Below are 18,768 nucleotides of genomic sequence, written 5' to 3'. Positions count from 1 at the left end.
GAGTTATCCGTTAAGCGCATGGGCGATGCCGTTGGCCACAGCGATCTCCATGCGTCTCCAGTGTTCGTCGTCCAGCCACTTGGCCAGGCCCATGTTCTCGATCGAGGGCTCTGCTCCAGGTAGCCAGCGGTGGGTCAGGGCCAGCAACTGGCCCAAGCCGTTCTCCGTCAGGCGCTCAGCGTGCTCGAGGACTTTTTTACGATGATGTCGACGTTAGGCCCGTATTCCTCCATCAGCGCGCCGGCCAACTGCAGGGTCATAACTGGGTTGCCCAGCATCGGCTTCAGAGTGGCGCGCTGCTCCTGGTGCACGGTAGTGACCAGCAAGTTGTTGGCCGGCGCGATCTTGTTGTTCTGGGTCATGCTGTTGAAGTACTTGGTCACGTCGGCCGGGGTCAGGGTGAAAGTGAATTCCTGATCGCCCAGTTCCAGGGTGATTTCGCGGCGGTCGGTCATGGTGTTGCTCCAGTGGTTGGTTGGGTGGTGCAAAAGGTGCGGACATGGTCCTGCAGGCCCAGAATCATTTGCCGGCTGACGACGAGCTGGTCCCGGAGGGTGAAATAAGCCTGTCGAGCGTCTGCAGTGAGTTCGGGGGATCCAGCATCAGCCAGGCCGGCGGTGCCGGTACCGGGCTGTTTGCCGGAAGCGGCGCAGGTTGCGTGGACGCGCAGCCGCTGATCGAGCCGATCAACAGCACGCTGCAGATCCTGGTTTTGATTGAGTGCATTGGTCAGTTCCTGGGTGTGTTTGCTGTCCAGGGCGGCGGCAGCGGCCAGACGCTCGCCGGCAAGCCGGGCTGCCTCTCGCAATCCGTCCCGCTCGTATTGAGCCTGGTCGCGCTCGATGCGCACCTGGTCGAGCTGGTCGTTCATGTCGTCGAACGTCCAGAACACGGCGCCGGCCAGTACCAGGGACAGCAGAATCTGGCTCCACCAGGTCATTGGGCACACAGCCTTGCCTCGTCGAGGCGTCGGTTATGCAGCCCCGGGACGAATACCTTGTTGCCCTTGGCGTCGGTTACGTAGGCCCACACCGGGGTCTTGCCGTCCGGTGCCCAGGCCAGGGCTTTGCAGCCCCGGGCGATGTCGCCGGCATTGATCCAACCCACGGCACGGCTCGCGCACGTGTTGGGCGCGCCGAAGTTGTGGGAGTGGCTGCTCAGGGCGTCGAAGGTGTTCTGGCTGATCTTGTCGTTGATCAGGCAGTCGGCCAGTTCCAGCTGGCCCTTCTCCACCACCAGGTGCTCGACCTCGGTGCAGCGTGCCGGCGACCAGTAATCACCAACCACCACCGGGTAGGGGCTGGTATAGCGGGTGATGCCCTTGCACACGGTCGGTAGGCCCCGGGCCAGCTTGTCGGCGTAGACGACGTTCTGGCCGTCGCCTTCCCACTTGCCCAGGAAGGCCATCAGCCCGGGGCTGGCCAGCACCAGGGCAACGGTGCCGGCGAGGATCCGCTTGCGCAGGCTCATGGGAACACCATACGCAGCAAGGCCGGCGCGACCAGTTGGGCAACGACGCCCAGGACGGTGAGCACCGCGATCATCCGGGTGACCTTGGTGCCGAGGTCAGCCACGGTTGCCGTCAGTTGCCGCTGGCCATCGTTCAACGCGGTCAGCTGGGTGGCCATGTGCTCGAACTCGCCCTCCAGGCGGGTCACACGTCCCGGCACGGACTCGTTGTGGCTGGCCAGGGCATCCAGGCGCTGCTCGAGCAGGGCCAGACGGATCTCGACCTTGGGCCTTGGCAGGGTGCGGGTGTTCATCGTTGGGCACGCTCGTGAAGGGATTGGCAGGGAACGCAGCGGGTCTTCCCGCCCAAAGCGCGGCGCGCCTCGGGGATTTCGCTGTCGCAGTCTTCGCAGTGGGTCAGGCTCGGCCCGCTCGACGGCGCTTGCGCCCGGGCGGCGGCGATCGCCTGGTCGCGCTGACGCTGCTCAAGGGCCTGGGCGCGGTCGAACAGGCAGGTCATCAGCTCAGGCCCTCGATCTCGGACGCGGCCAGGTACGGCACGCCGTTGATGTGGATGAAGTCCGGACTGGTGACGTCGAACGGCACCTTGTGCTTCGACTTCTCGCCGCCCTTGGGGTCGACGCTGAGCAGGCTGGAGACTTTCAGGCGGCAGCCAAAGGCCTCAACCTTCAGCTCCTGGTCACCTGCAGAGCCGAAAAACACACTGTCGAACGGAGCCAACTGGCGGAAGCTGCCAGCGGTGCGCGCCGCTTCGATCAGCAGGTTGAAGTTCATGGTGTCGAACTCGAATTCGCCGCTGGCCGAGACGTCGCCGTCGACGTAGCCGTCCGGTACGCCCCGGGTTTGCGCCACGGCGCTGTTGTCGGTGATATCGAGGGTGCAGGACTCGACGTGCACCTGCAGGTCGCCCACGCTGATATCGAAGTTCTTGCCGCCGATGCGGGACATAGGGACTCCTGGTTACTCGTTGGAAAGGTCGAGGGCGATGTTCGCGGTGAGGTCTTTCGGGCAGTTCAGCGGGGTGAGCTTGATGTACACCTCGATACGGGTCTTGGTGACCCAGGTCAGGACGATGTCGCCGTCCTTCGGCTGCTCGATCTCGCCCGGAAACTGCTCGCCGGCGAACGTGGTGGACTTGGCCATCGCGCGCAGTGGTTTCATGAAGGCGGTGACGGCGGCGGCCATGCTGGCCGGGCTGTTGTTGAGCCGGCGATCGCCGACACGGCGGATCAGCAAAGGGCGGATCTGGCGGGCGGCTTTGTCGGCCAGACGCAGGTACTCGACCACCAGGTAGTCGCTGGCCGGCGCGTCCAGCATGTTGCCGTCGCCCCAGTACACGCCCGGGTAGTCCGGGTAGGTCTGGGAAACCGAGAATCGATCGGCGTCCAAGGCGGCGCGGATGGCAGACGGAAGTGGAATCCCTTCCTTGTCCTTCGGTACCGCGCCGAGACCCAGCACTGCGCCGGTTGCCACGCGCATAGGGCTGTCGGCAATGCTCACGGCGGCGTTCGCCAGCCGGCCGGCGAGCACGCCCAGGTCGTTTCCGTGCAGTTGGGGCACGACCAGGACACGGGCCGCCATCAGGTCCTTGGTGATCGCCTTCTGCGCGGCGACGTACTCCGCCCAGGTCTGTTCGGCGCCGATGCCAACGGTAGCGGCCATCACGAACAGGCGGCGCCCATAGGTGTTGTTGACTGCGGTCGCAGCATCGTTCATCGCGGACAGCTCGGCGCCGGCGGTCACGGGCGTGGTGATTACCGCTGCTTCGACCGAATAGCCCTGCTGCTGGGCTTTTTCGAGCGCGCCCTGCCAGCTGCCATCGGCGCCGATCGGGGCCGCGATGCACGCCCAGCGGTCGCCGCCGTTCAATCGTGCGGCCGTTATCTGGGTTTTAAGGTCGCTCGCCGGCACGCCAAGCATGGCATCCAGGTCGCTGTCGGTATTGAGGGGCAGCAGCTGGCCGGCGTTCTTGCCGGCGGCGCCGATAAACAGGAAATAGCGCTCGATCTCGGTCACGGCACCCTGGCCGAGGTTGAGATTGTTCACGCTGACTTTGCCGAGTGCCATGTGATGCCTCGTTAGCGGGGTGAGTTGATGATTTGCTGCAGCAGGTGATTCAGCAGCTCGCTGTTCTCCTGCTCGTTGCCGGCGCCCAGGAACTGCCGCTTGGGCAGCTTGATCTCCCAGCTCTGCGCGCCCGTAGACTCGCCGCGCTCCTCATCAAGGACGCGGATCAGCACGCCGGCCTGCATGTAGCTGACATTCGCCAGAATCCAGGTCACCGGAGGGCGGGTGAGGCGTTTCTTACCGGCCTGGCGAACGCGGAATCCCAGCCGGCGCAGGCGCTTGGCTTGTTTTTCGGTGCTTCTGGCACCGTCTTCGACGTTGTTCCAGCGGCGCATCTGCTGCGCGGTACGGCGCTCGGATGTGCCGTTGTGTTGCTGTGCGGCAACCCAACTGGTGAGGTTGTTCTTCCAGCCCAGGACAACCTCGTCCGCGTCCACGCGGGTGACCTGCAGCAGCTTGCCCAGGCCGGCCTCCATCTTTTTCTTGCCGGCGTCGAGGTCACGACGCGGCGCGAACGGCGAGCCATCTAGGTTCTGCTGGTTGCGAATGCGCTTGCGGCTGAGGCTGCGGGCGCTCTTGCCCAGGCGGTTGAGCAGACGTCGGCGCATCTTCGGCGGCAGGGCCAGCAGGTCCAGTTGGGCCTGGGCATCGAGCATGCCGCGCACGTCCAGATCGATGGTGCTACGCGCCATGCTTCACCTCGCCGTGCTCGGCGACCCACACTTCGGCCTGGCCGAGGCCGTACCGCTTGCCGCCGGACGTGATCGGGCCGTCCGGATCCTCGACCAGGTGCTGCTCCTCCTCGAACTCGATGGTCAACTCGACGTCGAACACGTCGTTGTCCAGGGGCTCGACGACAAAGGCAGGCACCGGCAGGTCGTCGCCCCGATCGGCGTCGTTCGACTCCAGCCAAGAGCCGACCAGGGCCATGAGCAGCGACGGGTTGCCGGTGAAACGCTCCAGGACGAGCACGGCGCGGTAGCGCATGTCGCCCATGTGCATGCCGCCGTTGCCGGTGGGCTTCCAGATCAGGTCGAGGTTCACCTGGTCGACCCAGCTATCCAGTTGCTCGGGCAGCACCAGATTCTGCTCCTGCAGGTGCGCCGTGAGGGCGCGCAGCTTGTTCACAGCAGGGCCACCGTGATGCGGCTGCGGCCCTGCAGGGCGCGGACGGCCGCCTGGCTGAACGCCAGGTAGGTGTCCGCACGCTCCGGGGCTTCCTTGCCGGTGTTTTCCGCGACCTCGCGGCGGGTGACCGTGGCGAAGTCGGTCAAGGCCATGGCCTTGGCTCGGCAGAACACGGCGCGCTTGTAGAGCGTGACCTTGAAGGCCCGCTCCGGCAGCACCATTGGGTCAGCGGTGGCCACCTCGGTGATGCCGATCGATTGCCAGGCCGTCTGCAGGCGCAGCAGGTCGTTGTTGACCTCACCGATCGCCAGTTCAAGTTGAGTGACCAGCACTTCGCCCAGGTACTCGCCCGGCAGGCGGTAAGCCTTCTGGTATTCAGCCAGGGAGATGTCCGGCCAGAAGCCGTTATTCTCAATGGTCTGATCTACGACCGTGGTGGGTTTGCCTGAAAAGCTCATTGCTGGCCACTCGAAAAGGGCGGGAGACACCGTTGCTGCGAGGCTGGCCACAAGTGGCTGACTCGCTTCACGGGTTCCCGCTGGGGGGGTAGTCGTTATGGGGTGCCGGCGGCGGCCGCTTGCGCGGTTTCAGCCTTGCGCAGCGCCTTGCGGCAGTTATCGATGCGCGTACCAACGCCGGATTTCGGGTACAACTCGTTGGCTCGCTCCAGGTGCAGCAGTGCGGTGGCCCATTCCTTGGGCTGGGCCTCCATGGCCCTGATCCCGATCAGCTTGTGGTACTTGGCCTGGACCTGCTCCGGGACGACCCACTCGCCATCGACGCGATGCACCAGGTCCGACAGGTACGGCTCGGGACTGCGGCGCTGCTGGTGCTCCTGTTCGGCCCATTCGAGCACCGCATCGGCGACAAACGTCTGGATATCCCGACGCTTGAAGCCTTCCGGCATGACCTGCTTTTGCTCGATCGCGATGTCCGCCAACGCCAGGGCATCATCGAGCTGGGCGGTGTCGAACAGCCAGATCATGACCTGCACCAGGACACGGTTCGGGAAGACCAGGCCGGACTGCAGGTAGCGCTGGATGTAGTCGTCGTACTTGGGCAACAGCTCGTCGCGCTTCAAATCCTGTCGGGCGGCATTGCGGCCAGACATGTCGCTGAGGCGAGCCAGATCCTGATCTAGGGCCGCCTCCATCAAGGCCGTGTGCTTACGGGCATTCGCGGGGCTGTTCAGGGCCTCGCCTGGGGAGTAAGGCAGCGCATCGGCGGCGGTGGCAGCAGCCAGGGCGGCCACGCCTCCCGCGAGGATCCGGCGCTTGTGCGCCAGAGCAAGGCTCACTTCAGCACCTCGACGTTCTCGATCAGGCCGATTTTTTCCAGCTGCTCGATCACGTAGCCCTCATTGCGGCTGTTGTAGTCCTCAATGCGCGAGCGTTTCGGGTTGTCGACGGTCTGCTTACGCCAGCTGGAGTCCTGGTAGTAAATCGACAGGTTGTCGAAGCTGGTGACCAGCGTGGCGTCCACCGGGAAGTTCGGCACGCTGTACGCCGGCAGCCCGCCATAGGTGGCGATAACCTGAGCCAGCTCAATGCGCTCTTTCTCGGTCGGGGTGTCGCCCTGCTTGCTGTACAGCTTGGCCTTGTCGGCCGCGAGCAGGTCCGAACCGATGATCGCGACCAAGTCGCCGTTCTCGCGCAGACGCTCGTCCACCAACTGCTTGGCGTCGTGCACCAGGGCATCAAGGTTGGCGTAGTCGCCGCCGGCGCCCATGGTCACTTTGCCGGAGCCCGCCTGACCTTCTTTCATCACCTGTTGCGGCGCTTGTTCGCGCAACTGCTGCAGCCAGCCCTTGTTGACGTCCTGGAGCAGTGGATATTGGGTGATATCGGTCTGCGGGGCCGCGTGGGTCCCGTGGAAGCCGACCATGATGCGATCCAGGGCAATCTGTTTTTGCACTGCAGCGGAATAGCGCTGGTGGAAGTCGGGGAACTTCGCCCAGGCATCGATTTTCGCGTAAGCCAGGCCCACGTCCGACTCGGTCGGATGCAGCTCGTATTGGTTGTTATCCAGCGCAGAGGCGTCCTTCGCCTCACGGTCGGTGGTCTTGGTATTGGTACGGCCAGTCACCGGCCCATTGGTACCAATGAAGACCTTCTCGCCCTTGATCTCGGACACCGGGACGACGTTGATCCGCTCCAGGAAGTCGGCCTTCGCGGTGATCGCATCGTTGAGTTCTTGGGCAATGCTCGGATCGACGCTGAAGGTCTGGCTGACCAGGTCGACGCCGTAGCTCTCGGCCAGCGCGAGCTGCAGCTCGGCGAACATCTTGGCGCCGTAAGCGCTCAGGGAACGGGCCATGTCAGAGCACCCGCTTCGATGGGGTTTTGGCAGGGCCGGAGGTGCGCGGCAGTTGACGGCCGGCCGGGGCATTCTGCAGCGCGTTGAATTGCTTTTGCAGCTTCTCCAATGCGGTCAGAACGGCCTTGTTTCCGCCACCTTTGCGGGCGAACTCGCGCTGCTCCTCGGCGGTGGCGACGATTTCATCGACCGCGGTCTGGACGTCGTCGATCGGTTCTTGCTCGGGCTCGGGGGCTTCTTCGGCGGCAGGCTCGATCACGGCCTGAATACCGGCGGCGACGACGAGCAGTTGAGCCAGCAGGGCCTTCAAGGCCGTAGCGGTAGCTTCATCCATTGGGGGTTTGCTCTCGGTTGGGTTGGGTTCGGTTGCGGTGGTGTCTTCGTCGGCCGCGAAGCGCTTGAAGAGCTTGGTGAGGAGGTTGGCCAGCTTGCCGATTTCGCCCTTCGGCTCGTCCTCAAACGGCCCCAGCTCCTGAGAGGCGGCGAAATAGGTGTGCTTGCCGGTCTTGGCCGAAAAGTAGAGTTCCTGGGTGCCGACGCTGGCCGGCTCGTCGGTCACGGCGATACCGCGTAGGTAAGCCTTGCCACGGCCCCGGAAGTTCGGGTCGATTTCGATGCTGGAGAACAGCTTTTCGCCCATGTCGTTGAGGCGCAGAAGTTTGTCGTTCGGCTTCAGCTGCGCCTCCAACGCCAGCGCCCCCTCCTCAAGGTCGTCGGCCTTCTCAACGAGCCGAACTGCGTAGACGGTGCCAAACGCGCCATAGCAGCGTTCGTGCTCGTACCAGATGACCGCCGTGTAGAGCGCAGGGTCATACGTTTCCGCCATGTCGCGCAGTTCCTGGGGAAGGATCTCGCGACCATCAACGGTCGGGCCGCTGACGGCTACGCGCTTCCAGTAGGAGACAAGGGATCGGGGCATGGTCGGGACGGCGCTCAGTGGTGGTCGATGGGGTCAGAGGCCACCACCATAGGCACCGGAAACAACCCGGCCAAACGCTTTGATTCCGGGTGTTTCCTACTTTCCGAATCTAGGAGAAACGCGGAATTTTTCCGGGCGTTTCGCTGCTGATCGCCGCATAGACTGCGGGCCATGAACTATTCGATCGAAGTCAAGGAAGCTGCCAAACGCCTCTACTTGCGCCGTGCATCGGTGAAGGAGATCCAGGCGCAGCTCAAGCTCCCGAACGTCCGCATCATTTACTACTGGATCCGCCAGGGATCGTGGGACGAGATGCTGACGGACGAAGAACCGGTGACCGCAGTCAGCCGGCGGATCACACTCATTCTGGAGAAGACCGAACCGCTGACGAAGGGTGAGCTGGACGAGCTGGAGCGCCTGACGACCCTGCGCGAGCGCCTTATCAAGCAGTCCAGCAAACCCGCGCCGGCGCCGTCCAGGGACGCAAACGCCGGCGAGGAACCCGAAAGCCGACAGCACCAGGACGACGGCCAGCGCGAGCGCCGGGGCGGCAAGGGGAAAAAGCGCGAGAAGGTCCAGAAGAACGACATCAGCCAACTGACCGAAGTCGACTTCTTGGACAAGTTCATTTCCAAGATGTACCGCTACCAGCGGGAGCTGTTCGAGGCTAAGCAGAATCCGCTCACCCGCCGGATCCGGAACATCCTCAAGTCGCGCCAGGTCGGCCTGACCTACTACTTCGCCGGCGAGGCCTTCATGGACGCCGTGCTGACTGGCGACAACCAAGTGTTCCTGTCGGCGAGCCGTGCCCAGTCGGAGATTTTCCGCAGCTACATCATTGGCTTCGCCAAGTCCTGGTTCAACATCGAGCTCACCGGCAACCCAATCATCCTCAGCAACGGCGCCGAGCTGCGCTTCCTCAGCACCAACAGCAGCACCGCCCAGGGCTATCACGGCCACGTCTACGTCGACGAATATTTCTGGATCCGCGACTTCGAGAAGCTGAGCACAGTGGCCAGCGCCATGGGCACGCACAAGAAGTGGCGTAAAACCTACTTCTCCACGCCCAGCGCGGTATCGCACCAGGCTTATCCATTCTGGACCGGCGAGGCATTCCGCAACAGCAAGCGCGGCAAGAAGATCGCCGGCAACTGGCCAGAAGAATCCGCCTACACGCAGGGCGCGCTGTGCCCGGACGGCCAGTGGCGCAAGACGATCACCCTGGACGACGCGATCGACGGCGGATGCGATCTGTTCGACGTCGAGCAACTGCAGCTGGAGTACGACGACGACAAATTCCAGCAGCTGTTCTACTGCAAGTTCATCGACAGCACGCAGAGCGCATTCGGCCTCAAGGACCTGGAGAACTGCTACTCCGACCTCACCTTGTGGGACGATTTCTTGCCGGACGACGACCGCCCGTTCGGCAACAGGCCGGTATGGGTAGGCTACGACCCAAGCCGTACCCGGGACGACGCGACCTGCGTCGTGGTCGCCCCTCCGGACGAGCCCGGCGGTAAGTTCCGCATCCTGGAAAAGCACAGCTGGCGAGGCCAGTCATTCACGTTCCAGGCCGCCCAGGTCAAGAAGATCACCGAGCGCTTCAACGTCCAGCACATCGGCATCGACACCACCGGCGTCGGATATGGCGTCTACGACCTGGTCAAGGACTTCTACCCACGGGTCATGCAGATCCACTACAGCCTGGAGACCAAGACCAGGCTGGTGCTCAAGGCCCAGGACGTCATCCAGGCGGGCAGGATCGAGTGGGAGGCTGGTTGGACCGACATCGCCCAGGCCTTCCTGACAATCAAGCGCGGTACCACCAACGGCGGCCAGATCACCTACAGCGCGTCCAGAACCGAGGCCACCGGCCACGCGGACATCGCCTGGTCGATCATGCACGCCCTCTACAACGAGCCCCTGAACACCAACAAGCGGCGCAGCAGCCGCTACATCATGAGCGTAACCAATGCCCAAACGACACAGAGCACCCAAGGCCGCGCCGCCGGCGCGGTCGCAACAGCCCACCAGGATGTTCACCTTCGGAGCGCCGGAGCAGGTACTGACCGGCAACATCGGCGAGTACCTGGGCGTGTTCCCCAGCGACGACGGCGAGATCTACAAGCCACCAGTGTCGCGGGCAGGCCTGGCCAAGCTGCTGCGCGCCAACGCGCACCACGGCGCCATTCCGAAGTTCAAGCGCAACCTGCTACTGCGTGAATTCGTGCCGTCCGAGGGCTGCAGCGCCCAGACCATGGCTAAGGCCGCGCTCGACTACATGGTGTTCGGGGAAGCGTACTTCTACCGGGTCCCGAACTCGTTCGGGCAGATCCTGGAGCTGCAACACCTGATGGCCATCAACATGCGGGTCAAGGTCGAGGGCGGGTACCGGATGCTGCTCCCGGACAACAAGTTCGTCGACTTCGACCAGGACGAGATCGAGCACGTCATGGACTACGACGTCGAGCAGAACATCTACGGCATCCCCGACTACCTGGGCGGCCTGCAGGCGCTGCTGCTAAACGAGGCCGCCACCCTGTTCCGCCGCCGCTACTACAGCAACGGCGCGCACGCCGGCTACATCTTCTACACCAACGACCCGGACATGACCGAGGAGGACGAGAACGAACTGCGCGCGCAGATCAGCGCGAGCAAGGGCGTCGGCAACTTCCGCTCGATGTTCGTGAACATCCCGGGCGGCGCGGAAAACGCGATCAAGATCATTCCGATCGGCGACTTCCAGGCGAAGGATGAGCTGGAGAAGGTGAAGAACATCACCAGGAACGACGTGATCGCCGCCTGGCGGATGAACCCCGCCCTAGCCGGGATCATTCCCGAGAACACGGGCGGCTTCGGCGACATCGAGAAGATCGATCGCGTCTACACCAGCAACGAAATCCTGCCGATCTGCCAGCTGTTCAGCCAGGCCAATCAATGCCTGCGACCCGACCGGCAATTCAGTTGGAAAGAAAGGCCGGAATTCGGCGAAAACACTGAATAAAAACACAGTAACGTGATGATCGTCGTCGACTAAGACGGCATAATGATGGCATCGAAAATGGCGGGGGAAATCATGAGGATCAGTTGCACAGCTTGTACCCATAAGGGCCGGATCAGCTCGCGGGACGAGATCACACCCCAGTACGTAAAGCTCTACTGCCAGTGCCTGAACGCTGAGTGTGGGCACACCTGGGTATCAGAGCTGACTTTCAAGCATACATTGCGACCGCCGGCGCAACGCCACGACACGTTGCTGATGGACTGTATCCGAAGCCTACCGCCAGAACGCCAAAAGGCGCTGCTCCTGGAACTCGGCGTCGCCCCAGGCATTTAGTCCCCTCCCCTCCTCGATCCCGCCGTCCTCAAGTGCCCCCAGCGGGCACTTCCCTCCCAAACCTCCAACGCGCCGCCGGATGCCTGCAACGCAGGCATGATAGCCGCCTGCACGGTTGCCGGTGAGATCCGTAATTTCGGCGCGGCGATACCCGCGAAGCGGCCGATCTCTCGCCAATGCCGTGCCCTGCAGGACGAGCAGCCCCGCTCCAGCCCGCCCGCGTGCGCCAATCGCCCAAGCAACATCGTCACCGGCCGCGCCTGATTACCTGCTCTTGATCTAATGGCACGCCGGCACATCGTGCAGGCGTGGCGGCTTGGGTGCAGGGCACTTGCCCTGCCTGGGTGTGGGCTAGCAGCCCACGATGGTAAAGAGCCGAGCGCAGCGAGCTGAGCCCTTGGGCGAAGGCATCATCATGTTCCCTACTTGCGACAGACCAAACACCACGAAAGGCTCTTTTTTTAACCCTCTGGGGGTACTGATGGGGGGATAAAATTCCATTTAATACAACAGCCTGCCGGCGCCCCGGGTGGGCCGCCGGCAACATAGGGCGCAGCAGGAGAAAAATGGGTGCGCACGCCGATAGTGGCCACTGAGTAGCCATGGCGAGCAGGGGAATTACGTGGGGATTTGAGGGACCAGGCAGAGGCTGGCCTCGCAGGTAGCTGCGATAAGAGGGTGTTACGTGGTTTTCTTGGCCTTGGCGCTTTCGAGCAGGCGGGCCATGGATCGTGTGACGTCCTCGGGGCCCGCAGCAGAGCGCTCTGGCGGTTTCAGGGTGGGTGGTGGCCCTGACCCACTGGGTAGTGCTGCCTGTGACACAGGGGGGACCTTGCGCGCCTCGCTCTCCTGCCAGCGGCGTCGACTCACCTGCCGGTTTAACTCTTCAAGGGAGGCCTTCTCCTGACGCGCAACCCGGGCCATTGCAACGGCCCGCAGTTCCTGGTCGCGACGCTTGATAGCCGACTTCTTTGCCCTGTGCCATTCGAACCTCAGGCCCAGGTCGGCCCAAAAGTCCTCGGTGAATCGCACCAGGACGCGAGTGCGCACCAGGTTCAGGCCGGCCTCGTCCTTTTCATCGAGCCGGACCCGCTCGATCCGTCGATAGACGTAGCCGGCCTTGTCCAGGCTGTGCATGAGGCGGTTGAGGATCGAGGCGGAGATTCCGCTGTCCTCGGCAACACCGCACTGGGTGTTGAGGAAGTACCGACCCTGCTCAACGTCGAGCCAGCCGAGCACCCCAGTGGCCAGATCCATCCGGACTAGCAGTTGCTCCGCGACACGCGCCAGGGCGTCGAACTTCTCGGACCTGGTGCGCCGGCCGCCATGGATGGTGTCCAACTGACGCAGGTATCGCCCGCGCAGCTCGCCGATGCGGCTCAGGCGCCAGAAAGCCTTACGGATCAGGGGCTTCTTGAGCTGATCGCCACTGAGCTTGCGCGGTTCCGCGTACCGGTCGGGCCGGATAGGCGCGTGCAACGCGGCGTGGGGGTTCTTCTTGTCCAAACGGCGCACAGCGGCAGGCCGCCCATTTCCAGAGCGGCCTGCAGCTTGATTGCCAGGTGTTTCGCGTGGAGAACTCACAGGCCAGGCGTCACCTGGTCACCTACCGCCTTCAACCGCGGTTGCGTGCGCATGATCTCCTCGGCCCGCGTGCGAAGCTCACTGCAGCGTGCTTCTGCAGAACGCAAGCTCTCAACGAACTCTGGAAGCTTCTCCAGATCACCGGCGTCGATCCGACCGTCCTCCAGGATTTCACTGCCCAGCGTAACAGTGCGGCCCATGCGAGCCACCAGTTGGCCAAACACGCCGACAGGGTTGGCATCACCCGCCAGTGCTCGAGCACCAGACAGGCCATGACGGCTGGCCAGCTCGTTGATGCAACGTTCCTGGAAGTCGTCTTCCAACGCCTCCACCCAGGCCTCCTCGATCCAACTGGGCAGGTCGACCTCACCGCTCAACCACCGCCCGACGCGGCGCAACCACGCGCCGGAAGCCTTCAGGAAGGCCTCGGAGTCGTTGCCCTGGGCAATTATTTGGAAGTCGGGCACATCCTTGGCGATCGCCTTAGCGGGCACCAGCCCGTGCAGGTGCTCGCTGAGCGCCTGGGCGAAATGGTCTTGGCTAAACCCCGTGCGAGCGATCATGTCGGCGGCGTGCGCCACCAGTACCTGGTCGCGGGAAACCAGGTGGTGTCGAGGATTGGACGTGTTCATAGGGGGCTCGGCGTCTTAACCTGCCCAGGCCCCTGAGGCGACCGAGGGCTGTCATGACAAGGGAACGCACGGGTTTCCTCCCCGGTATACGTTCCGTCTTCATGAATCGTGACGACGATCTTTCGTCCAGACCGCACCGCCTTATGAATAGCTGCGGGGCTTACGCCAAATGCCTCAGCAACCGCAGCTTGCCCTTTCTGAGCAACCAGATCTGGTAATGGGATGGAATTCATAGCAAGCACCTCCGGCGTGTACCGGAGATATTAACCGCAAGTAATCACACATATCAATACCGCAGGTAAATCACCCTTGATTAACTAACGGTTTATAGTTCGCTCATGACGAAGAAAAAGCTCCTCCCACCCGACTTGCTCGCTGAATGCCAGGCAGCCCATGACCTCTTCTTGCTGAAGAAAAATGCGCTTGGGTTGAGCCAGAAGAAAATTGCCGACGAAATTGGTGTATCCCCAGCAGCAGTTGCACACTACTTCAGCGGCAAAAATGCCCTGAATGTGCGCTTTGCTGCGGCCCTCGCACGCCTGCTGGACGAACCTGTAGATGCTTTTAGCCCACGTCTCGCTGCAGAGATCTCTGGCATGGTGGCTACGACCGACCCATCTAATGTTGCGTCGATGCCCCAACCGCACAGGGAGACGAAGGAGTACCCGCTGCTGACTTGGGTTGTTGCAGGGGACCGCATTGAGTCTTCAATGTCTCACCCCACCGGTGTCGCAGAGGAATGGCTGGGTAGCACCGAAAACGCTGGTCCCAACGGCTACTGGCTGGAAGTGAGAGGTAAGTCGATGACCTCTGACACACCTCCAAGTTTTCCGCCAGGCACCCCGATTCTAGTCCGCCCTGAAGGCTTCGAGCTGGTCAGCGGCAAGTTCTACATCGCACTGGATACCAACACCGGCGAATCGACCTTCAAGCAGTATGTTCAGGACGCCGGAGTCGGCTACTTGGTTCCGCTGAACTCCGACTATCAAACCGTCGTCCTAGACGACACTTGGGAGATTATCGGCCGAGTGATCGACGCCAAGATCACTGGGCTCTGACCTTCTCTTATGCAATGGAACTGCAAACAATGACCGATCTGCACAAAGAGTTTGAAAATAGCCGCTTCTTCCATGCTGCCCGCATGGACCGCAGAGGAGCTGACGTATTAGCCGGCTTGGCCGCAGGCATCGCAGCTGATGGTGTCGTGACCATCGATGAAGCGCGTTTCCTGCGCCAGTGGATCGATACACAACTGGCTCACCTGGATGACCCGGTGATCAACTTACTGTATCAACGTATCAATATGATGCTGCAGGACGGAGTACTGGATGCCGAAGAGTCTGCGGAGCTGCTTGATACGCTGCGCGGATTCGCTGGCATCACGGGCACAACCGCATCAGCCACTGCCTACAGCAGCCCCAACCCCCTGCCACTTAATCGACCAGAGCCAGAGATCGTCTGTGAAGGTCGTATGTTCGTCTTCACTGGAACAATGGCCTTTGGCCCTCGTCGTGAATGCGAGCGCTTGGTGAAAGAGCGCGGGGCTGATATCGGCTCGGGTGTAAGCAAGAAAGTGCACTACCTGGTAGTCGGCAGCATTGGCAATGAGCAATGGCTGCACAGCAGTTACGGCACCAAGATCTTGCGAGCCGTCGAGTTGCGCGAGCAAGGAACACCCATTGCGATAATCGGGGAAGATTACTGGCAGCGAGTACTGCTGGGGTAGAGATTACATCGGTCTGCTTTCCGGACAGCGGCCTCCGCTGTCCGGAAGCTTTTAATCAGCTTCACGACTGAGCAGCAGCTCGCTCTCCCGAATGGGCTTGGCCTTCTCGGCCATATGTTCCCGACCTATATCGACGCGGATATCTAGAGCTTCGCCTTGGTACCAGATTTGGCTTCCTTGGATGCGAACGGCATGTAGACGGAGCCAATCATAGCGATCGGCACTCAGACGTACTATATCAAAGTCTACGACTTCCGACTCTTCTACATGCCCTCGGGGTGGCTCGGCGACTGCGTTGCTAAGCAACTCCCAAAGAGAAGTCCGCTCGCCATTTACCTCAACCGAGCCTCCATCATTCTCAAGGTAAGCAGCCAACCAAGCACGTGGTAGAGTAACCATTTCGTCAGATTCGATGCTCATCGCGCAGCCTTGCGCTTGCGGCTTGAAGCCCCGGAGCTCTCGATCCCGGGAGGGGAGCTGTGCACGATGATGTGGCCCTGTCCGATCTTGAAATTCTTGATGACAGCAATGCAGACGTTCCAGGCTTCTTGTGCAACAGCCTCCCCGGCCTCGACCACGTTGCCCTGATCATCGATGATAGCCAGACGCGCAGGTCGACCATCTGCGGTTGTGAAGCGATAGCCAGTAGAAACGTTGGCACTGATGCAGCCGTGTTCAAGCGCACCAGTTTTCGGGATACCAATCATGCCTGCCCCCCTTCTGCGACAAAGCTGATAGGCGTACCGTTGACGATCAAGGCGATGGTGTGAGCTTGCAGATCCCGATTACTCTGAAGAGCATAGATCCTGTCCCAAGCTTCAGACTGGACGGCCTCACCCAGCGCGGCAGCAGCATTGCGGTAGTGACGAATGGCTGTTTCCAATTGCACTTGGACTTTACCGGGTAGCACGATTTGAATAGTCATACCCACTCCCTCAAGCCGCAGTGCGGTAATTGGCGACAAACTCTTGAACGCAGCCGTTCAAAAGTTCGTAGGCCAGGGTGCGATCGCTCGGAAGCAACACTGGCATGGTTAAGCCGCCCCCCGCCAGCTCGAATCGAAACGCTGCGCGTTTGGGGTCACAAGCGCTCTGCCGAAGTAACAGTGCCAGACCTTCGACTCCGTCAACAGGCAGGTAGTAGGTACCCCGACGCTCACGGACAGCACAACGCAGCATCGACTCCAACTCGCTCACAAGCAAAAACTCGTCCACCTCAGGAAGGTCAATTGGGAGGTCGACACCATTCGCCAGCGACTCGATAAACCTGGTGAGGCGCATGCTGTTATCTGGTCGTCTGGCAAATGTGATTGTGTTGACGGAACCGCTCAACTCGACCCGCGCAATTAGCCCCTTCTGGCACTGTTCAACAACGACCCGGACTAGGCCGCAGACAGCCCCTGTAACGCCGTCAATGAGATCGTGATCGAAGGTGCCATTTAGTACGACTTGGTGGGCCAGCGCGCGACTGCTGGCTAGCGACAGGTGATGTTGTAGTGGAAGGGTTTGCATGCGATTGATCTCCGAAATAGAAGGAGCAGCGCGACAGCACTCAGCCCCTCAAAACGATAGATTAACCGCAGGTAATCATAACAAGCAATACCGCGAGTAACATAAAATTAACCGGAAGTAATTTTATACTGAATGGCAGCGGTGCTGGTTGGTCCAGGACAGCTGAATCGACCCACCATCTAAAGGTGTCAAGCGCACGCTCTCCTCGACCTCCAACTGGTCAAGTAGCTTGTCCCAATCGTCCATACGCTCCCCAGGTAAGCGAGATATCACCGTTCGTCGCCTATGCTGGGCGGCGCAGCTATTCACTTGGCGGTGAATACGCCGAGCAAGTTGCTCGAAGCGAGAGAGGGTGGGGAAGCTGGGAGAAATAGACATAAGCTGATCCATAAGCACTGTACAGGCATACAGTATAAATTCCCACTCGCGGAAGGCAATATGCCACCAGCTAACTCCAGTCCTCGCTCGCTACCCATGCCCCACTCCGCCGATCGATCTTCAGCAATCGATGCTGGCCGGTACGCGAGAGTAGCTGAACATCGATCGTGCGACTGGAGCGGTCGGACGCGCCCACCCCCCGCATGTAGATGACGATCCGCTCGAACGTGTCCAGGACAAGCTGACGTACCTGCTCCCGGGCATTAAAGTCGCCTGCCTCGACCTCAGCCGCAAGCTCACTCCAGCGCTCAGCGTGAGCAGGACGGGCAACGCTGGAAAGCGCCGCTACTTGGTACTCCAGGTCCTTCAGCCTGTGTTCGGCTTCATTCTGCCGCTGCTCAAGCTCTCGTGCCTTGCGGACGAACGCCAAGGGCGCCGCCCCGCTGTCGTCCGCAAGGAGGGCATCGGTCACCTTGGCAAGCTGGCCAGTAAGTTTATCGACCTCTGCCCGGGCCGCGATCACCTGGTGATGCAGCCCACTTCCACGATCACCATCCTGCAGCAACCGCTGCAAATTGAACTGATCCGAACAGAAGTTCATAAGGGCACGCTCGACCGGGACGACGCTGCAGCTACCGCCGGCTGAACATCCGCCGTTTTTGCTGTAGGAGGTGCAGTGCAATCGGCGGTGACCATCGGCCATCGTTCCGTCTTTCCGCTTCCGGTTCATGAGGTTCTGCGCTACCAGGGCGGTACCGCAGTACCCGCAATAGGCCAAACCCACACCGGTTACGATTCCAGGGATTTCCCCGTGGCCGCGCCGGCGGTGACGCTGGCTTGCGAGGTGCTGCAGTTCGCCCCACTCCACATCGGTGAGGATCCTGGGGTAATAGTCATCCAGCTCGTAGTCCTCGCCATCGACGCTCAACCGCTTGGCCCCCCGCAGCGCGGGCAGCTTTATCAGCCGATAAATCTGCAGTCCGGACACTCCCCAATCAGTCAGCTCATGCCCCTCCTGGTGCATGACGTTGGCAGCTCGGCCAGCTCCCATCCCCTGTTTATATAACTCCAGAGCACGCCGAACCGCCGCCACTCGCTCAGGGATCAACTCCCAGGCGTCACCAGCCCAGCGGACCCATTGCGGGTCCTTGCCATTTCGGATCAGCCCTCGGAATGTCCCGGCCGTCCAGCCCTCGCACTGGCGGCGAATGGCCGCCTTCACTCGCTTGCTCTTGGTATCCGACTCCTCATGAGCGCGAATCATGACGAGCAGCGAATACACCAGGTCCATGGGCTGGGACTTCAGCCCAGCCCGGTTGTATTCCCGGCCATCGCTCGCCGTCACCACCGTGATGCCGGCATTGATGATCTGGGCCAACTGGGCCTGGGCCTGTAGCGGCTCCGCGCGACTGAGTCGGTCCAGCCCCTCCACGACCAGGACTGAACCACTGGCAATGCGACCGTCCTCGATCGCCTGTAGGAAAACCCCCAGGGCTCCCTGCTTGACGTGTCGTTCGTGATAGGCGGATAGCCCTTCGTCCCGCAGGGACAAAGTGCTATCTAGGACGAGCCCCTTGCTGGCCGCCCAATTTTGCGCGTACTGCAACTGACGGTCGGCGCTGCTACCTGTCGACTGCCGAGGATCCGAAAACCGCAAATAGCTGTATACTCGCGCGCCGTTTTTAACCATTAGAAAGAAA

At 61.7% G+C, this 18,768-nt stretch carries 28 protein-coding genes; 5 read left to right on the top strand and 23 right to left on the bottom strand.

What is annotated here, in order from left to right; all coding sequences use genetic code 11:
- Positions 1–3: 3 nt before the first annotated feature.
- The 14 genes from DCO48_RS22695 to DCO48_RS05810 form a co-directional block, all read right to left on the bottom strand.
- Complete coding sequence (locus tag DCO48_RS22695; RefSeq protein WP_371919484.1) at positions 4–147, bottom strand: hypothetical protein; 144 nt, start codon at positions 145–147, stop codon at positions 4–6.
- Between the two features lie 20 nt (positions 148–167).
- Positions 168–455 (bottom strand): putative phage tail assembly chaperone, encoded by a 288-nt coding sequence (locus DCO48_RS05870; protein WP_116549675.1) that lies wholly within the window; start codon positions 453–455, stop codon positions 168–170.
- A complete protein-coding gene (locus DCO48_RS05865) occupies positions 452–940 on the bottom strand; it encodes a lysis system i-spanin subunit Rz (RefSeq protein WP_116549674.1) in 489 nt (162 codons plus the stop codon). Before DCO48_RS05865 ends, DCO48_RS05870 begins: the two co-directional genes overlap by 4 nt.
- Positions 937–1,470 carry a lysozyme gene (locus DCO48_RS05860; RefSeq protein WP_116549673.1) on the bottom strand — a complete coding sequence of 178 codons (534 nt, stop codon included), beginning with the start codon at positions 1,468–1,470 and terminating at the stop codon, positions 937–939. The genes DCO48_RS05865 and DCO48_RS05860 overlap by 4 nt, the downstream gene beginning before the upstream one ends.
- Positions 1,467–1,763, bottom strand: coding sequence for a hypothetical protein (locus DCO48_RS05855; protein WP_116549672.1), 297 nt, complete (start codon positions 1,761–1,763; stop codon positions 1,467–1,469). Before DCO48_RS05855 ends, DCO48_RS05860 begins: the two co-directional genes overlap by 4 nt.
- Positions 1,760–1,969: a TraR/DksA C4-type zinc finger protein gene (locus tag DCO48_RS05850; protein ID WP_116549671.1), complete on the bottom strand. Its 210-nt coding sequence runs from the start codon at positions 1,967–1,969 to the stop codon at positions 1,760–1,762. The genes DCO48_RS05855 and DCO48_RS05850 overlap by 4 nt, the downstream gene beginning before the upstream one ends.
- A complete protein-coding gene (locus DCO48_RS05845) occupies positions 1,969–2,418 on the bottom strand; it encodes a phage protein (protein ID WP_116549670.1) in 450 nt (149 codons plus the stop codon). The genes DCO48_RS05850 and DCO48_RS05845 overlap by 1 nt, the downstream gene beginning before the upstream one ends.
- A 12-nt stretch (positions 2,419–2,430) precedes the next feature.
- Positions 2,431–3,537, bottom strand: coding sequence for a DUF2586 domain-containing protein (locus DCO48_RS05840; protein ID WP_116549669.1), 1,107 nt, complete (start codon positions 3,535–3,537; stop codon positions 2,431–2,433).
- Positions 3,538–3,548: 11 nt separating this feature from the next.
- Complete coding sequence (locus DCO48_RS05835; protein WP_116549668.1) at positions 3,549–4,229, bottom strand: phage virion morphogenesis protein; 681 nt, start codon at positions 4,227–4,229, stop codon at positions 3,549–3,551.
- Positions 4,219–4,665 carry a phage tail protein gene (locus DCO48_RS05830; RefSeq protein ID WP_116549667.1) on the bottom strand — a complete coding sequence of 149 codons (447 nt, stop codon included), beginning with the start codon at positions 4,663–4,665 and terminating at the stop codon, positions 4,219–4,221. Before DCO48_RS05830 ends, DCO48_RS05835 begins: the two co-directional genes overlap by 11 nt.
- Positions 4,662–5,123: a head completion/stabilization protein gene (locus DCO48_RS05825; protein WP_116549666.1), complete on the bottom strand. Its 462-nt coding sequence runs from the start codon at positions 5,121–5,123 to the stop codon at positions 4,662–4,664. The genes DCO48_RS05830 and DCO48_RS05825 overlap by 4 nt, the downstream gene beginning before the upstream one ends.
- 95 nt (positions 5,124–5,218) lie before the next feature.
- A complete protein-coding gene (gpM, locus tag DCO48_RS05820; RefSeq protein ID WP_116549665.1) occupies positions 5,219–5,962 on the bottom strand; it encodes a phage terminase small subunit in 744 nt (247 codons plus the stop codon).
- Entirely contained in the window at positions 5,959–6,981 is a 1,023-nt protein-coding gene (locus DCO48_RS05815) for a phage major capsid protein, P2 family (RefSeq protein ID WP_116549664.1), read from the bottom strand. Before DCO48_RS05815 ends, gpM begins: the two co-directional genes overlap by 4 nt.
- Position 6,982: 1 nt before the next feature.
- Complete coding sequence (locus DCO48_RS05810; protein ID WP_116549663.1) at positions 6,983–7,900, bottom strand: GPO family capsid scaffolding protein; 918 nt, start codon at positions 7,898–7,900, stop codon at positions 6,983–6,985.
- Between the two features lie 171 nt (positions 7,901–8,071).
- Between DCO48_RS05810 and DCO48_RS22925 the strand changes: the two genes are divergently transcribed.
- The 3 genes from DCO48_RS22925 to DCO48_RS05795 all read left to right on the top strand — a co-directional run bounded on the left by DCO48_RS22925 (position 8,072) and on the right by DCO48_RS05795 (position 11,237).
- Positions 8,072–10,123 carry a terminase large subunit domain-containing protein gene (locus tag DCO48_RS22925; protein WP_116549662.1) on the top strand — a complete coding sequence of 684 codons (2,052 nt, stop codon included), beginning with the start codon at positions 8,072–8,074 and terminating at the stop codon, positions 10,121–10,123.
- On the top strand, positions 10,035–10,904 hold the full coding sequence (locus DCO48_RS05800; protein WP_256583982.1) for a phage portal protein: 870 nt from the start codon (positions 10,035–10,037) through the stop codon (positions 10,902–10,904). Before DCO48_RS22925 ends, DCO48_RS05800 begins: the two co-directional genes overlap by 89 nt.
- A gap of 72 nt (positions 10,905–10,976) precedes the next feature.
- On the top strand, positions 10,977–11,237 hold the full coding sequence (locus DCO48_RS05795; RefSeq protein ID WP_116549723.1) for an ogr/Delta-like zinc finger family protein: 261 nt from the start codon (positions 10,977–10,979) through the stop codon (positions 11,235–11,237).
- A gap of 681 nt (positions 11,238–11,918) precedes the next feature.
- Here the strand turns inward: DCO48_RS05795 and DCO48_RS05785 are convergent.
- From DCO48_RS05785 to DCO48_RS05775, 3 genes are all read right to left on the bottom strand, one after another.
- Positions 11,919–12,743, bottom strand: coding sequence for a hypothetical protein (locus tag DCO48_RS05785; protein WP_256583977.1), 825 nt, complete (start codon positions 12,741–12,743; stop codon positions 11,919–11,921).
- A 74-nt stretch (positions 12,744–12,817) separates the two neighbouring features.
- Positions 12,818–13,453, bottom strand: coding sequence for a hypothetical protein (locus tag DCO48_RS05780; RefSeq protein WP_116549659.1), 636 nt, complete (start codon positions 13,451–13,453; stop codon positions 12,818–12,820).
- Complete coding sequence (locus DCO48_RS05775) at positions 13,450–13,686, bottom strand: Cro/CI family transcriptional regulator (protein ID WP_116549658.1); 237 nt, start codon at positions 13,684–13,686, stop codon at positions 13,450–13,452. Before DCO48_RS05775 ends, DCO48_RS05780 begins: the two co-directional genes overlap by 4 nt.
- 105 nt (positions 13,687–13,791) lie before the next feature.
- Here DCO48_RS05775 and DCO48_RS05770 point away from each other — a divergent pair, with 105 nt between their 5' ends.
- Positions 13,792–14,511, top strand: coding sequence for a LexA family transcriptional regulator (locus tag DCO48_RS05770; RefSeq protein WP_116549657.1), 720 nt, complete (start codon positions 13,792–13,794; stop codon positions 14,509–14,511).
- A 29-nt stretch (positions 14,512–14,540) separates the two neighbouring features.
- Entirely contained in the window at positions 14,541–15,179 is a 639-nt protein-coding gene (locus DCO48_RS05765) for a BRCT domain-containing protein (protein ID WP_116549656.1), read from the top strand.
- Between the two features lie 51 nt (positions 15,180–15,230).
- Here DCO48_RS05765 and DCO48_RS22920 read toward each other — a convergent pair whose 3' ends face one another.
- The 6 genes from DCO48_RS22920 to DCO48_RS05735 form a co-directional block, all read right to left on the bottom strand.
- Positions 15,231–15,599, bottom strand: a complete 369-nt coding sequence (locus DCO48_RS22920) for a hypothetical protein (protein ID WP_256583976.1) — start codon at positions 15,597–15,599, stop codon at positions 15,231–15,233.
- Entirely contained in the window at positions 15,596–15,886 is a 291-nt protein-coding gene (locus DCO48_RS05755) for a hypothetical protein (RefSeq protein ID WP_116549655.1), read from the bottom strand. Before DCO48_RS05755 ends, DCO48_RS22920 begins: the two co-directional genes overlap by 4 nt.
- Positions 15,883–16,104 carry a hypothetical protein gene (locus tag DCO48_RS05750; RefSeq protein WP_116549654.1) on the bottom strand — a complete coding sequence of 74 codons (222 nt, stop codon included), beginning with the start codon at positions 16,102–16,104 and terminating at the stop codon, positions 15,883–15,885. The genes DCO48_RS05755 and DCO48_RS05750 overlap by 4 nt, the downstream gene beginning before the upstream one ends.
- Positions 16,105–16,114: 10 nt before the next feature.
- The gene (locus tag DCO48_RS05745) at positions 16,115–16,690 is read right to left on the bottom strand and encodes a hypothetical protein (RefSeq protein ID WP_116549653.1); all 576 of its coding nucleotides are present in this window, start codon (positions 16,688–16,690) and stop codon (positions 16,115–16,117) included.
- Positions 16,691–16,813: 123 nt separating this feature from the next.
- Positions 16,814–17,068 carry a DUF1654 domain-containing protein gene (locus DCO48_RS23170; protein WP_177410592.1) on the bottom strand — a complete coding sequence of 85 codons (255 nt, stop codon included), beginning with the start codon at positions 17,066–17,068 and terminating at the stop codon, positions 16,814–16,816.
- A gap of 70 nt (positions 17,069–17,138) precedes the next feature.
- Complete coding sequence (locus DCO48_RS05735) at positions 17,139–18,758, bottom strand: recombinase family protein (RefSeq protein ID WP_116549651.1); 1,620 nt, start codon at positions 18,756–18,758, stop codon at positions 17,139–17,141.
- Positions 18,759–18,768: the final 10 nt, after the last annotated feature.

The organism is Pseudomonas sp. SDI, from assembly GCF_003105155.1.
In the GTDB taxonomy this organism is placed as follows: Bacteria; Pseudomonadota; Gammaproteobacteria; order Pseudomonadales; family Pseudomonadaceae; genus Aquipseudomonas.
Note: the sequence above shows the minus strand (reverse complement) of the source record. Positions and strands in the feature narration are given on the sequence as shown.

Bases quoted from the DNA above. Each gene is read 5' to 3' on its own strand.
- DCO48_RS05870 (WP_116549675.1), bottom strand. From the start codon at position 455: ATGACCGACCGCCGCGAAATCACCCTGGAACTGGGCGATCAGGAATTC.
- DCO48_RS05865 (WP_116549674.1), bottom strand. From the start codon at position 940: ATGACCTGGTGGAGCCAGATTCTGCTGTCCCTGGTACTGGCCGGCGCC.
- DCO48_RS05860 (WP_116549673.1), bottom strand. From the start codon at position 1,470: ATGAGCCTGCGCAAGCGGATCCTCGCCGGCACCGTTGCCCTGGTGCTG.
- DCO48_RS05855 (WP_116549672.1), bottom strand. From the start codon at position 1,763: ATGAACACCCGCACCCTGCCAAGGCCCAAGGTCGAGATCCGTCTGGCC.
- DCO48_RS05850 (WP_116549671.1), bottom strand. From the start codon at position 1,969: ATGACCTGCCTGTTCGACCGCGCCCAGGCCCTTGAGCAGCGTCAGCGC.
- DCO48_RS05845 (WP_116549670.1), bottom strand. From the start codon at position 2,418: ATGTCCCGCATCGGCGGCAAGAACTTCGATATCAGCGTGGGCGACCTG.
- DCO48_RS05840 (WP_116549669.1), bottom strand. From the start codon at position 3,537: ATGGCACTCGGCAAAGTCAGCGTGAACAATCTCAACCTCGGCCAGGGT.
- DCO48_RS05835 (WP_116549668.1), bottom strand. From the start codon at position 4,229: ATGGCGCGTAGCACCATCGATCTGGACGTGCGCGGCATGCTCGATGCC.
- DCO48_RS05825 (WP_116549666.1), bottom strand. From the start codon at position 5,123: ATGAGCTTTTCAGGCAAACCCACCACGGTCGTAGATCAGACCATTGAG.
- DCO48_RS05815 (WP_116549664.1), bottom strand. From the start codon at position 6,981: ATGGCCCGTTCCCTGAGCGCTTACGGCGCCAAGATGTTCGCCGAGCTG.
- DCO48_RS05810 (WP_116549663.1), bottom strand. From the start codon at position 7,900: ATGCCCCGATCCCTTGTCTCCTACTGGAAGCGCGTAGCCGTCAGCGGC.
- DCO48_RS22925 (WP_116549662.1), top strand. From the start codon at position 8,072: ATGAACTATTCGATCGAAGTCAAGGAAGCTGCCAAACGCCTCTACTTG.
- DCO48_RS05795 (WP_116549723.1), top strand. From the start codon at position 10,977: ATGAGGATCAGTTGCACAGCTTGTACCCATAAGGGCCGGATCAGCTCG.
- DCO48_RS05780 (WP_116549659.1), bottom strand. From the start codon at position 13,453: ATGAACACGTCCAATCCTCGACACCACCTGGTTTCCCGCGACCAGGTA.
- DCO48_RS05775 (WP_116549658.1), bottom strand. From the start codon at position 13,686: ATGAATTCCATCCCATTACCAGATCTGGTTGCTCAGAAAGGGCAAGCT.
- DCO48_RS05770 (WP_116549657.1), top strand. From the start codon at position 13,792: ATGACGAAGAAAAAGCTCCTCCCACCCGACTTGCTCGCTGAATGCCAG.
- DCO48_RS05765 (WP_116549656.1), top strand. From the start codon at position 14,541: ATGACCGATCTGCACAAAGAGTTTGAAAATAGCCGCTTCTTCCATGCT.
- DCO48_RS22920 (WP_256583976.1), bottom strand. From the start codon at position 15,599: ATGAGCATCGAATCTGACGAAATGGTTACTCTACCACGTGCTTGGTTG.
- DCO48_RS05755 (WP_116549655.1), bottom strand. From the start codon at position 15,886: ATGATTGGTATCCCGAAAACTGGTGCGCTTGAACACGGCTGCATCAGT.
- DCO48_RS05750 (WP_116549654.1), bottom strand. From the start codon at position 16,104: ATGACTATTCAAATCGTGCTACCCGGTAAAGTCCAAGTGCAATTGGAA.
- DCO48_RS05745 (WP_116549653.1), bottom strand. From the start codon at position 16,690: ATGCAAACCCTTCCACTACAACATCACCTGTCGCTAGCCAGCAGTCGC.
- DCO48_RS23170 (WP_177410592.1), bottom strand. From the start codon at position 17,068: ATGTCTATTTCTCCCAGCTTCCCCACCCTCTCTCGCTTCGAGCAACTT.
- DCO48_RS05735 (WP_116549651.1), bottom strand. From the start codon at position 18,758: ATGGTTAAAAACGGCGCGCGAGTATACAGCTATTTGCGGTTTTCGGAT.